Raw genomic sequence first — 14,321 nt, 5'->3', positions numbered from 1 at the left:
CTTGCAAAAAACTTAATAGTGCACTTTATAATGTTATAAAAAACTTCCAATATTAATCCCAAGAAATCCATCACTTCAATCCTCAGTAAAAAAATATCATATTAGAATGTTCTCTTGCTATTTAGCAATTAAATTATTTCATATCCTACATTCAATCATTAAGCGATCCTAAAGGCATTAAATAGGGTTCATTAGCTATCATTTTTGCCATTTTTTCAATCGGATCTGTCCGCAATATATATAATCGTTTCAAAGCAAAGGGATTATCCCCTAACTTAACTTTTCCCTTTACCGTGGTGACTGCCAAATGAAACCCAGCTTGTTGAGCTGCTTTTATTGCCTTTAAATTATATCCACCAAAAGGATAGGAAAGGTAAAGTACATAGGGATTTAATCGTGATAACGCCCGTCTGGAACGTTCAAAATCATACAGGATATTATGATATGACCGACGCAATAATATAGGATGTTGATTCTTTCCGAAACGATGCAAAAAATGGGTATGAGACTGAAAATCAAATACATCTTGCATAGCATATAGTTCTGGGAGGCTTAAAAATTGCAGGGTATTAGGATCCCATTTCTGCGGGTGGCGTTTAATTCTGGATGAAATAATAAAGAGTGTAGCTTTCTGACCATTTTCTTTCAAAATGGGATAGGCATAACGATAAACGGATTTCAGCCCATCATCAAAGGTTAAGCCAACCACTTTTGCTGGCAAGTTAATGGAACTATTTAAGTAGCTCTCTAATTCATAGAATGAAATTGTGGTATAACCTGCTCGCTTTAAATAAGCCATCTGCTCACGAAATGCAGTCAGGGATGTTATTGTTGAGGTATGTAGAAAATGCTTAGTGGCTTTAAGCACATGGTGATAAGTTAACAAAGGAATGCCATTGTCCAATTCAGCATCCCGATCACTAATATAGCCCAATCGATCACCCAAATTAATTTCATACCAAGTATGGTGGGAAGCATCTTGTAATTTGTCTAAAATTGGATAACGGAGATTTCCCTGCAAAATTGCAACTGGCTTGCTCTCTGTATCAGGTGCGCTATGAATTCGAACCACCTTAAAAACCATCAAGTTTTGGGAGACTTTTTTGTGAAGAGTATTGAAAGGATCACTGGGAAATGAAGATTTTTTAATTTCCTTTAAATTTTTTTTGGCTATATAACCGATCTCATTACCAAAATGAACTGCATAATAATCCTCTCCTTCTTCTTCAGCAACTTTAAAGGCTTGCCCTTGCTTTAATAACCCTACTTTGATGAGGTGTTCGCCTACCCAAGAATAGATTTCACTGTCTTTAGTAGCCTCCATGTATCGATAATAAGGAAAGTCGTGATGCTGTGATAAAGCTGGATTGGAAAAACAGACCAAAAATGCTAAGGCAATAATATAAACAATTCGTCTCATTTTAATTTTCCATCCAATAAAAAATGCCCTCTACCAAGAGAGGGCATTTCACAATTAGTGATATCGATATTTAGCTCTACTATAGAGTATGCTATGCATCACGATATTACTCGTTATCGCTGCTACCAAAACCTGCATTCAACAATTCAGCAAGGTTTGCAGTGGCCTCGTCAACGCTAACTTGTGGCGCTGTAACCACTTCGTTTTCTTGACGACGACGGATGCGATCCTGATGGTAAGCATAACCTGTACCCGCAGGGATCAGACGCCCAACGATGACGTTCTCTTTCAAGCCACGCAGTTCATCACGTTTACCTGCAACCGCTGCCTCAGTCAGAACGCGAGTGGTTTCCTGGAACGACGCCGCAGAAATGAAGGATTCTGTTGCCAGTGATGCCTTGGTGATACCCAACAGGTCACGCTGGAAGGTAGCGGGTACTTTGCCATCCTGCTCCAGTTTGCGGTTAGATACTTTAACGCGTGCGTATTCAACCTGCTCACCTTCAAGGAATTCGGAGCTACCTGCGCTCGCAATAGTTGCTTTACGCAGCATCTGACGAACGATAACTTCAATGTGTTTATCGTTAATCTTAACGCCTTGCAGACGGTAAACTTCCTGTACTTCGTTAGTGATGTAACGAGCAACCGCGTGAACACCACGCAGGCGCAGAATGTCATGTGGAGATTCTGGGCCATCGGAGATCACGTCACCACGTTCAACCACTTCACCTTCGAACACGTTGAGCTGACGCCATTTAGGGATCATCTCTTCGTAAGGTTCACTACCATCCAGTGGGGTAATGACCAGACGGCGCTTGCCTTTGGTTTCTTTACCGAAGGAAACGATACCGCTGATTTCTGCCAGGATAGCCGGCTCTTTCGGACGACGAGCTTCGAACAAGTCCGCAACGCGTGGCAGACCACCGGTGATATCTTTAGTACCGCCAGATTCCTGAGGAATACGCGCCAGCGTATCACCCGCAGAGATGGACATACCATCTTCCAACTGAACAATCGCTTTACCTGGCAGGAAGTACTGAGCAGGCATATCTGTACCTGGGATCAGAACGTCATTACCTTGGGCATCTACGATCCTCAGTGCTGGACGCAGGTCTTTACCGCTACCGGTACGCTCCGCACTATCCAGAACGACCAGTGAAGACAGGCCAGTCAGTTCATCCGTCTGACGGGTAATGGTTTGACCATCAACCATGTCGTAGAACTGGATAATACCGGATACTTCACTCACGATTGGCATGGTATGTGGATCCCAGTTCGCAACGGTTTCACCGCCGGTTACTGTCTCACCATCACCTTTCGTCAATACCGAGCCGTAAGGTACTTTATAGCTCTCTTTGGTACGACCGAAATCGTCAATCAGGCGCAATTCGGTATTACGAGAGGTAATAACCAGTTTGCCCGCTGAGTTGGTAACAAATTTCGCGTTGCTCAGCTTCAGATGACCTTTGTTACGTACCTGAATGCTAGATTCTGCTGCCGCACGAGATGCCGCACCACCGATGTGGAACGTACGCATCGTCAACTGTGTACCTGGTTCACCGATTGACTGTGCTGCGATAACACCGATCGCTTCACCTTTGTTGATCAGGTGACCACGAGCAAGGTCACGGCCGTAACAGTTCGCACAAACACCAAAGTCAGTTTCACAACTAACTACGGAACGGACTTTCACGCTGTCAACAGAGTTCTCTTCTAACAGATCACACCATTTTTCGTTCAGCAATGTGTTACGTGGAACCAGAATATCCGCTGTACCTGGTTTCAGGATGTCTTCTGCCGCTACACGTCCTAATACACGTTCACGCAGTGGCTCTTTAACATCACCACCTTCGATAACCGGAGTCATCAGGATACCATCGAGCGTACCACAGTCATCTTCGGTTACTACCAAGTCTTGAGCAACGTCAACCAGACGACGAGTCAGGTAACCGGAGTTCGCCGTTTTCAATGCGGTATCCGCAAGACCTTTACGAGCACCGTGGGTTGAGATGAAGTACTGGAGTACGTTCAACCCTTCACGGAAGTTCGCGGTAATTGGGGTTTCGATGATGGAGCCATCTGGCGTTGCCATCAGACCACGCATACCCGCCAACTGACGGATCTGAGCAGCAGAACCACGCGCACCGGAGTCGGCCATCATAAAGATGTTGTTGAAAGAAACCTGTTGCTCTTCTTCACCGTTACGGTTAATCACCGTTTCAGTAGACAGGTTTTCCATCATCGCTTTAGCAACACGTTCGTTTGCCGCAGCCCAGATATCGATAACCTTGTTATAGCGTTCGCCGGCAGTTACCAGACCTGACTGGAACTGCTCCTGAATTTCGGCCACTTCTGCTTCCGCTTCCGCGATGATGCCTTCTTTCTTCTCAGGAATGACCATGTCATCGATACCTACAGATACTCCGGAACGAGCAGCGTAAGCAAAACCGGTATACATAGTCTGGTCAGCTAAGATAACCGTTGGTTTCAGGCCCAGTATGCGGTAACAGGTGTTCAGCATTCTGGAGATGGCTTTTTTACCCAACGGCTGGTTGATCAGTGAGTATGGCAGGCCACGCGGCACAATCATCCACAGGATGGCACGACCGATGGTGGTATCAACCAAGCCTGTGTTGATAGTCACATTGCCTTCGCCATCTCTCACTTCTTCTGTGATACGAACTTTGACACGGGCATGCAGAGAAGCCAGACCCGCACGATAAACGCGCTCTGCTTCTTTAGGACCGGTCAGAACCATGCCTTCGCCTTTCGCGTTAACACAGTCACGAGTCATGTAGTACAGACCCAATACAACGTCCTGAGATGGAACGATGATTGGTTCACCGCTCGCTGGAGACAGGATGTTGTTGGTAGACATCATCAACGCACGCGCTTCCAACTGAGCTTCCAGCGTCAACGGTACGTGAACAGCCATCTGGTCACCATCGAAGTCGGCGTTATACGCCGCACACACCAGTGGGTGCAACTGAATAGCTTTACCTTCGATCAGGACAGGTTCAAATGCTTGAATACCCAGACGGTGAAGGGTTGGTGCACGGTTCAGCAGAACTGGGTGCTCACGGATGACTTCATCCAGGATATCCCATACAACGGCTTCTTCACGCTCAACCATTTTCTTGGCGGCTTTGATAGTTGTCGCCAGGCCACGCAGTTCCAGCTTGCCGTAAATGAATGGTTTGAACAGCTCCAGTGCCATCTTCTTAGGAAGACCACACTGATGCAAACGCAGGTATGGACCTACGGTAATTACAGAACGGCCTGAGTAGTCAACACGTTTACCCAGCAAGTTCTGACGGAAACGACCCTGTTTACCCTTGATCATGTCTGCCAGGGATTTCAGAGGACGCTTGTTAGAACCGGTAATCGCACGACCACGACGACCGTTATCCAGCAGCGCATCAACCGCTTCCTGCAACATACGTTTTTCGTTACGTACAATGATATCTGGCGCAGCCAGATCCAACAGGCGCTTCAAACGGTTGTTACGGTTAATAACGCGACGATACAGATCGTTCAGGTCTGAAGTTGCGAAACGACCACCATCCAGTGGAACCAATGGACGCAAATCCGGTGGCAGAACTGGCAGAACGGTCAGAACCATCCACTCTGGTTTGTTACCAGACTGAATGAACGCTTCCAGCAGTTTAATACGCTTGGTCAGTTTCTTACGCTTGGTTTCAGAGTTGGTTTCATTCAGCTCTTCGCGCAAGGTTTCACATTCGTTTTCCAGATCGATGCTTTTCAGCAAAGCCTGGATGGCTTCTGCACCCATTTTTGCGTCAAATTCATCACCGAACTCTTCCAGAGCATCCAGATACTGCTCTTCAGTCAGGATTTGACTACGCTCAAGGCTGGTCATGCCGCCTTCAACAACCACATAGGATTCGAAGTACAGGACGCGTTCAATGTCACGCAAAGGCATGTCCAGCAACAAACCGATGCGGGATGGCAGAGATTTCAAGAACCAGATGTGAGCGGTTGGAGATGCCAGCTCGATGTGCCCCATACGTTCACGACGAACTTTGGTCTGGGTTACTTCAACGCCACACTTCTCACAAATCACACCACGGTGTTTCAAACGCTTGTATTTACCACACAAGCATTCGTAATCTTTTACTGGCCCGAAAATACGCGCACAGAAAAGACCGTCACGCTCAGGCTTGAACGTACGGTAGTTAATAGTTTCCGGCTTTTTTACTTCCCCGAATGACCACGAACGGATCATATCTGGAGAGGCCAGAGCAATTTTGATCGCATCAAACTCTTCGGTCTTGGTTTGCGCTTTCAGAAACTTCAATAAGTCTTTCACGAAATGGCTCCTGTCGGAGTTAGACCTGTTAGGTGAGTGGCCCATGCCACTCCCCTCTATAACCAGTATAACCACTGGGATCAGTGCAACCACTGGCTGGTAAACCGCCCGACATTCTTATGTTTCAACATACAGTCGGGCAGTACCAGTGGGAAAACGATTTATTCGTCTTCCAGCTCGATGTTGATACCCAACGAACGGATTTCTTTCAGCAATACGTTGAAAGATTCCGGCATGCCTGGTTCCATCTGGTGGTTACCATCCACGATGTTTTTATACATCTTGGTTCGACCGTTAACATCGTCAGATTTAACGGTGAGCATTTCTTGCAGGGTGTACGCCGCACCGTATGCTTCCAATGCCCACACTTCCATCTCACCGAAGCGCTGTCCACCGAACTGTGCCTTACCACCCAGCGGCTGCTGAGTCACCAGGCTGTAAGAACCGGTAGAACGGGCGTGCATCTTGTCATCAACCAAGTGGTTCAATTTCAGCATGTACATGTAACCAACGGTTACCTGACGCTCGAATTGTTCACCTGTACGGCCATCGAACAGGGTGATCTGACCGGAAGTCGGCAAGCCACCCAGTTGCAACAACTCTTTGATTTCTGTCTCTTTTGCACCGTCAAAGACAGGTGTTGCGATAGGCATACCTTTTCTCAAGTTTTCTGCCAGACGCATCACTTCTTCATCGGTGAAGGTGCCCAAGTCAACTTTCTGACGGGTGTCATCACCCAGATCATAAGCTTTCTGGATAAATTCACGCAGTTTGGCAACTTCTTGTTGCTGTTTCAGCATTGCATTGATCTTGTCACCAATACCTTTCGCCGCCATGCCCAAGTGAGTTTCCAGAATCTGACCGATGTTCATACGTGATGGTACGCCCAGCGGGTTCAGTACGATGTCCACTGGTGTGCCGTTTTCATCGTAAGGCATGTCTTCGATCGGGTTGATCTTGGAGATAACACCTTTGTTACCGTGACGACCTGCCATCTTGTCACCAGGCTGGATCTGGCGTTTCACAGCCAGATACACTTTGACAATTTTCAGCACGCCTGGTGCCAGATCGTCGCCCTGAGTGATCTTACGGCGTTTAGCATCCAGTTTTTTCTCGAACTCTACTTTCAGTTCGTCATACTGTTCTGCCAACTGCTCCAACTGATTTTGTTTTTCTTCATCAGCCAGACCCAGCTCCAACCAACGCTCACGAGGAAGTTTGCTGAGTTTTTCCGCTTCAACGCCACCGGCAACCAGTACAGAGTGAATACGAGCAAACAGGCCAGCTTCGAAAATTTGCAGTTCTTCTGTCAGGTCTTTTTTAGCCTCACGCAACTGCATCTCTTCGATTTCCAACGCACGCTTGTCTTTCTCTACACCATCACGGGTAAAGACTTGTACGTCGATGACTGTACCAGAAACACCGTTTGGTACGCGCAGTGAGGAGTCTTTCACATCAGACGCTTTCTCACCGAAGATCGCACGCAACAGTTTTTCTTCTGGAGTCAACTGAGTTTCACCTTTCGGTGTCACTTTACCAACCAGAATGTCGCCACCTTTTACTTCCGCACCGATATAAACGATACCGGATTCGTCCAGTTTAGACAGCGCAGCTTCACCCACGTTAGGGATATCAGCCGTAATCTCTTCAGGCCCCAGTTTAGTGTCACGAGACACACAAGCCAGTTCTTGAATATGAATGGTGGTGAAACGATCTTCCTGAACAACACGCTCAGATACGAGGATGGAGTCCTCGAAGTTATAACCATTCCAAGGCATGAACGCCACGCGCATGTTCTGACCCAGAGCCAGTTCACCCAAATCAGTGGATGGACCGTCAGCCAGGACGTCACCGCGTTCTACCAGTTCGCCCAAAGAAACACATGGTGTTTGGTTGATACAGGTGTTTTGGTTTGAGCGGGTATATTTGGTCAGGTTATAGATATCAATGCCCGCTTCACCTGCGTACATTTCATCTTCGTTAACCTTGATAACGATACGGGATGCATCAACGTACTGCACCACACCGCCGCGTTTAGCAACAGAGGTTACACCGGAGTCAACCGCTACCGCACGCTCCATACCTGTTCCGACCAGCGGCTTATCAGCGCGCAGGGTTGGAACTGCCTGACGTTGCATGTTCGCACCCATCAATGCACGGTTGGCGTCATCGTGTTCAAGGAATGGGATCAGAGAAGCACCGACGGACACGATCTGTTGTGTCGAAACGTCCATGTACTGAACCTGATCACGGTTGAACAAGCTGGATTCATCGTAATGACGGCAAGTGACCAATTCTTCAACGAAATGGCCTTCTTCATCCAATACGGTGTTCGCCTGAGCAATGACGTAGTTACCTTCTTCGATTGCTGACAGGTAGTGGATCTCATCAGTCACTACACCATCACGAACCAAGCGGTAAGGTGTTTCAAGGAAACCATACTCATTGGTACGCGCATAAACGGACAATGAGTTAATCAAACCGATGTTTGGACCTTCAGGTGTTTCGATTGGACATACACGGCCATAGTGAGTTGGGTGTACATCTCGAACTTCAAAGCCTGCGCGCTCACGGGTCAGACCGCCTGGACCCAACGCAGAAATACGGCGTTTATGGGTGATTTCAGACAGTGGGTTGTTCTGGTCCATGAACTGGGACAACTGGCTCGAACCAAAGAACTCTTTCACCGCCGCAGAAATTGGTTTGGCGTTGATCATGTCCTGTGGCATCAGGGTATCCAGATCGCCCAGAGACAAACGCTCTTTCACTGCGCGTTCTACACGAACCAAACCGACACGGAACTGGTTTTCAGCCATTTCACCAACGGAACGGATACGACGGTTACCCAAGTGGTCGATATCGTCGACTTCACCTTTACCGTTACGGATATCGATGAGCTTTTTCATCACGTCGATGATGTCTTCTTTGCTCAGGATACCGGAACCTTCAACCTCGTCACGATCCAGTGAACGGTTGAACTTCATACGACCAACCGCAGACAGATCATAACGATCTTCAGAGAAGAACAGGTTCTCAAACAGGTTTTCTGCGGCTTCGCGTGTTGGTGGTTCACCCGGACGCATCATGCGATAGATTTCAACCAGTGCGCTCAGGCGATCATTGGTTGGGTCAACACGCAGGGTTTCGGAAATATACGCGCCGTGATCCAAATCATTGGTAAACAGGGTCTCAATAGATTTGTAACCAGCCTGACTTAAACGGGCCAGCAGATCCAAAGAGAGTTCCATGTTAGCAGCACAGATGATTTCACCGGTGTTCTGGTCGATGTAATCTTTTGCTACAACTTTACCCGCGATATATTCAACAGGCACTTCAATACGGTCTACCTGTTCTTTTTCTAACTGGCGGATATGACGAGCAGTGATACGACGGCCTTTTTCAACGTAAACTTTGCCGTTTGCTTCGATATCAAATGAAGCAGTCTCGCCACGCAGACGTTCTGGAACCAGCATCATCTGCAATTTATTATCGCGAATTTCGAAAACGGTTTTTTTGAAGAACAGATTCAGAATGTCTTCAGAGGAATAATCCATCGCGCGCAGAATAATCGAAGCCGGCAACTTACGGCGGCGGTCGATACGCACAAACAGGTTATCTTTTGGATCAAATTCGAAATCTAACCACGAACCACGGTAAGGAATGATACGTGCATTATACAGTACCTTACCGGATGAATGGGTTTTACCCTTATCGCTATCAAAGAAAACGCCTGGACTACGATGCAACTGAGATACGATAACGCGCTCAGTACCGTTGATAACGAAAGTCCCGTTATCAGTCATGAGTGGAATTTCACCCATGTAGACTTCTTGTTCTTTGATGTCTTTAACTGTGCCTTCTGGCGCTTCACGCTCATAGATCACCAGACGCAACTTAACGCGCAGAGGTGCGGAGAACGTCACGCCACGGATCTGACACTCTTTAACATCAAAGACTGGTTCGCCAAGACGGTAGCTTACATATTGCAGCTCTGAATTGCCGCTGTAGCTCTGAATTGGAAACACGGAACGGAAGGCCGCTTCCAGACCATTTTGGCCTTCAGGATCTTGCTCGATAAATTTCTGGAACGAGTCAAGTTGGATAGAAAGAAGGTATGGAACATCCAAAACTTGTGGACGTTTACCAAAATCCTTACGAATACGTTTTTTCTCGGTATAGGAGTAAACCATAGGGTTCCTCAGCTCGCTGATAAGTGACCCACTCTGTCCGCCCTTAAGGACAGCACTCTGCAACACTATTTTTTCGGACAGAAAATAGAATATTTTCCGTAATACTCATTGCTATTACTCTTAAATCATTTCATTGCGTTACCTTACTACCGAGCTACCCGAGTGGATCGTAGCTGAGAACGCAGTATATTAAGTCGTCAATAGGAAGAAGTATTTTGGGTTTATTAGCAGCCAAACAGTGTGAAATGCTACTAACTCCCTATTAGTGCCTTTCAGGCAAATCTGCTTTTCAGACATACCCTTACAGCGCAAAAAGGCTGGCGATTAAAAAACCGCCAGCCGCCAGCCTTAAAAATCAGGCTGCGAACGTCAAACAGATCTTACTTGATCTCAACAGAAGCACCTGCTTCTTCCAGAGATTTTTTCAGAGCTTCAGCGTCGTCTTTGCTGATGCCTTCTTTCAGAGCTGCTGGTGCGCTTTCAACCAGGTCTTTCGCTTCTTTCAGACCCAGGCCAGTTGCGCCACGTACTGCTTTGATTACAGCAACTTTGTTAGCACCAGCGCCAGTCAGGATTACGTCGAATTCAGTTTTTTCTTCAACGGCTTCAGCAGCACCACCAACTACAGCTACAGCTGCAGCAGCAGAAACGCCGAATTTTTCTTCCATCATGCTGATCAGTTCAACAACGTCCATTACAGACATTTCTGCAACTGCGTCCAGAATTTGTTCTTTAGTGATAGACATAACAAGTGTTCCTAAAATTCAGAAAAAATTTATACGTTAAAAAGCAACGAAGGAAATAAGCAATTAAGCAGCTTCTTTCTGATCGCGTAGCGCAGCCAGAGTGCGAACCAGTTTGCCTGCAGCGGCTTCTTTCATGGTTGACATCAGGCGTGCGATTGCTTCTTCGTAAGTTGGGAGTGTTGCCAGACGATCGATATTGCTCGCTGGAATAAACTCACCTTCAAAGGCTGCTGCTTTAATCTCGAATGCTGGGTTCGCTTTCGCGAAATCTTTGAACAGACGAGCAGCTGCGCCCGGATGTTCGTTAGAAAAAGCAATCAAGGTTGGACCAACAAACGCTTCTTTCAGGCACTCAAATTCAGTACCTTCAACAGCACGGCGCATCAGAGTGTTACGAACAACACGCATATAAACGCCAGCTTCGCGACCTGCTTTACGCAGTTCAGTCATTTTATCTACGGTAACGCCGCGAGAATCCGCAACAACCGCAGACAGCGCGCCTTTGGCTACTTCGCTGACTTCAGCAACAATCGCTTGTTTGTCTTGAAGATTTAGTGCCATTAGCTTCTTGCTCCTGGATTAACCGGGCAAACCCGGAACTCACTTCACTCAGAACACCAAATGTGCCTGAGCGCTGAAACACGGTGAGCAGAATCCAGAAAATAAATTTCATTTGGTTCTGTCACCGTCTACGCAGGATATTAAGTAAGTAATCACTTATCTTACGCCTGCGGTCTTGGACGGGGCCTGGATCAGGCCAGGCTCCAACCGAAAACTTGTTATTTGCCGATACTGCCTTATTTTTCGAAGGTTGTGTGTTATAAAACACACTGATCAGGCAAATTTGAAGCGTCAGATTTTAGACAAATCTGACGCTAAGGTAAAGTGTTATTCTCAGCTTAAATCATTAAACTGATGCGTTCAGACTAGACTGGTCGATCGCAACACCTGCACCCATGGTAGTAGACAGGCTAACTTTCTTAACAAAAACACCTTTAGCAGAAGATGGTTTAGCTTTTTTCAGCGCAACCAGCAGAGCTTCCAGGTTTTCTTTCAGTTTGTCAGCGTCGAAGTCAACTTTACCGATAGTCGTGTGGATGATACCGTTCTTGTCGTTACGGTAACGAACCTGACCCGCTTTAGCATTCTGTACAGCTTCAGCAACGTTAGGCGTTACAGTACCTACTTTCGGGTTTGGCATCAGACCACGTGGGCCCAGGATTTGACCCAGTTGGCCAACAACGCGCATTGCATCTGGAGATGCGATAACAACGTCGAAATCCATCTCGCCTTTCTTAACCAGTTCAGCCAGATCTTCCATACCTACCAGTTCAGCGCCAGCAGCTTTAGCCGCTTCAGCGTTTGCACCCTGAGTAAATACAGCAACACGTACTGAACGGCCAGTACCGTGTGGCAGTACAGTTGCACCACGAACGTTCTGGTCAGATTTACGAGCATCAATGCCAAGATTAACAGCTACGTCAACGCTTTCTACGAATTTAGCAGTCGCCAGTTCTTTCAGCAGAGTAACAGCTTCGTTGATGTCATATTGTTTAGTTACATCAACTTTTTCACGGATAGTGCGCATGCGCTTGGTCAGTTTAGCCATTGATTAATCCTCCACTACCAGGCCCATGGAACGAGCAGTACCTTCGATTGAACGCATCATCGCGTCAACGTCAGCACCAGTCATATCCGCAGCTTTAGTTTCAGCAATCTCACGAATCTGAGCGCTGGTTACTTTACCAACTTTGTCTTTGTTCGGTTTGCCGGAACCCGATTTAACACCTGCTGCTTTTTTCAGCAGAACAGCCGCTGGTGGGGTTTTGGTAACGAAAGTGAAAGAACGGTCTGCGTAAACAGTAATAACAACTGGAATTGGCAAGCCTTTCTCAATGCTTTCAGTTTTAGCATTGAACGCTTTACAGAATTCCATGATGTTAACACCCTGCTGACCCAGAGCTGGACCAACTGGTGGGCTTGGGTTAGCCATACCCGCTGCAACTTGCAGCTTAACGTAGGCTTGTACTTTCTTAGCCATTTATCTTTTCCTCTATGTGGGTTTTATCGCCTCAAAATGAGGCTCCCCTGACGATTTGAACCCCGTCTAAAAGACCAGGTTACTTAAAACTATTATCTAACCTAATATATTTATCTCAGTATCAACTAAACATGATGTCTGGATAAAAACAAAAGGCGCGAAATTGTATGCTAATTTCACACCCTTTGCAAGCAAAGACGCTCACTTAATCACCAGATTAAACTTTCTCTACCTGGCTGAAATCCAGCTCAACGGGGGTAGCACGACCAAAGATAGAAACCGATACTTTCAAGCGGCTCTTCTCATAATCAACTTCTTCAACCACACCATTGAAATCTGCAAACGGACCATCGCTGACTCGAACCATTTCGCCTGGTTCGAACAGAGTTTTTGGCCGTGGTTTATCACCAACCTGTTGAAGACGATTCATAATCGCATCAACTTCTTTATCGCTGATTGGTGCTGGGCGGTCAGAAGTGCCACCGATAAAACCCATTACGCGAGGTACACTACGAACCAAATGCCAAGTCGCATCGTTCATTACCATCTGTACCAAGACATAGCCAGGGAAGAATTTACGCTCGCTTTTACGGCGCTGACCACTACGGATCTCAACCACTTCTTCTGTCGGCACCATCACTTCGCCAAAAGAATCTTCCATCTCTTGTAATTTGATATGTTCACGCAGAGATTGAGCGACGCGACCTTCAAACCCAGAAAATGCCTGGATGACATACCAACGCTTTTTTGGGGATTCAGACATTTTTAAAACCTCAGGCCTGTAATAAATGAAACTAAACGCACCAGAATACCATCAAGTCCCCACAAAATAAGAGACATAACAGCCGTCACAGCTGCAACAATCAAAGTTGTATGCAGTGTTTCCTGGCGAGTTGGCCAAATGACTTTACGCATTTCAATGCGGGCTTCACGGGCAAAGGCTAATGCAGCTTTACCTTTTACAGTCCACAATGCAACTGCTCCTGCAAGGGCAACAATAGCAACCACGGCTATCGCGCGCAGAGGCAGGTTATACTCTCGGTAATAGTAATTACCCACAATAACAACCACCAGTAGCACTGCCACCAATAGCCATTTTGCTATATCAAGACCACGCCCGCTTTGTTGAGCATCGCTATTCGCACTCATAAACCAACCTGTAACTATATGTAAGTAACTATGATGTAAATAGACAGCCAGCTTGCCTCGCAAGAGCAAAACAAATCAGACCGAACCCAAAGATAATTGTAATTGTATCTGACTCGGCACCATAATTCAGCAGGACTTTTGTATCTCAATGATATCTAAGCCCATCCGTTGTATCAGAGCCTATCTCACCAATAATTAAGAATAGCAATCAAATAGCAATTTATCTGCCATTAATTATCCAATTATGAACAACTATTGATGAGATAGGTTCTTCTTAAGACAACGTATAAAAAGGGCATCTATCGATGCCCTTCCAAAATGAACACATTAAAAAAATTATGCGATCACTTTAGCAACAACACCGGCGCCTACAGTACGGCCACCTTCACGGATTGCGAAACGCAGACCTTCGTCCATAGCGATTGGTGCAATCAGGTTAACTACC

Annotated in this window: 10 protein-coding genes; all 10 read right to left on the bottom strand. The window is 46.5% G+C overall.

Translation table 11 applies throughout. From position 1 onward, the window contains the following. Positions 1-151: 151 nt before the first annotated feature. A complete protein-coding gene (locus Xedl_RS10860) occupies positions 152-1,420 on the bottom strand; it encodes a polysaccharide deacetylase family protein (protein WP_074023709.1) in 1,269 nt (422 codons plus the stop codon). 106 nt (positions 1,421-1,526) lie between these two features. Then, positions 1,527-5,750: a DNA-directed RNA polymerase subunit beta' gene (rpoC, locus tag Xedl_RS10855; protein ID WP_074023708.1), complete on the bottom strand. Its 4,224-nt coding sequence runs from the start codon at positions 5,748-5,750 to the stop codon at positions 1,527-1,529. A 161-nt stretch (positions 5,751-5,911) separates the two neighbouring features. Beyond that, positions 5,912-9,940 carry a DNA-directed RNA polymerase subunit beta gene (rpoB, locus tag Xedl_RS10850; protein WP_074023707.1) on the bottom strand — a complete coding sequence of 1,343 codons (4,029 nt, stop codon included), beginning with the start codon at positions 9,938-9,940 and terminating at the stop codon, positions 5,912-5,914. Positions 9,941-10,320: 380 nt separating this feature from the next. Continuing rightward, positions 10,321-10,686 carry a 50S ribosomal protein L7/L12 gene (gene rplL / locus Xedl_RS10845; protein ID WP_045972989.1) on the bottom strand — a complete coding sequence of 122 codons (366 nt, stop codon included), beginning with the start codon at positions 10,684-10,686 and terminating at the stop codon, positions 10,321-10,323. A gap of 63 nt (positions 10,687-10,749) precedes the next feature. Continuing rightward, positions 10,750-11,247: a 50S ribosomal protein L10 gene (gene rplJ, locus Xedl_RS10840; protein WP_074020846.1), complete on the bottom strand. Its 498-nt coding sequence runs from the start codon at positions 11,245-11,247 to the stop codon at positions 10,750-10,752. Positions 11,248-11,593: 346 nt separating this feature from the next. Beyond that, on the bottom strand, positions 11,594-12,295 hold the full coding sequence (gene rplA, locus Xedl_RS10835; RefSeq protein WP_074023706.1) for a 50S ribosomal protein L1: 702 nt from the start codon (positions 12,293-12,295) through the stop codon (positions 11,594-11,596). Between the two features lie 3 nt (positions 12,296-12,298). Further along, positions 12,299-12,727, bottom strand: a complete 429-nt coding sequence (gene rplK / locus Xedl_RS10830; protein WP_074023705.1) for a 50S ribosomal protein L11 — start codon at positions 12,725-12,727, stop codon at positions 12,299-12,301. Between the two features lie 217 nt (positions 12,728-12,944). Continuing rightward, positions 12,945-13,490 (bottom strand): transcription termination/antitermination protein NusG, encoded by a 546-nt coding sequence (nusG, locus tag Xedl_RS10825; RefSeq protein ID WP_045959649.1) that lies wholly within the window; start codon positions 13,488-13,490, stop codon positions 12,945-12,947. Positions 13,491-13,492: 2 nt separating this feature from the next. Then, on the bottom strand, positions 13,493-13,876 hold the full coding sequence (gene secE / locus Xedl_RS10820) for a preprotein translocase subunit SecE (RefSeq protein ID WP_074023704.1): 384 nt from the start codon (positions 13,874-13,876) through the stop codon (positions 13,493-13,495). Between the two features lie 336 nt (positions 13,877-14,212). After that, positions 14,213-14,321 (bottom strand): EF-Tu C-terminal domain-related protein (locus Xedl_RS10815; protein ID WP_074023703.1); only part of this gene is annotated, 109 nt, incomplete at its 5' end.

This window comes from Xenorhabdus eapokensis (assembly GCF_001908105.1).
This window is presented reverse-complemented; position numbering and strand designations above follow the sequence as displayed.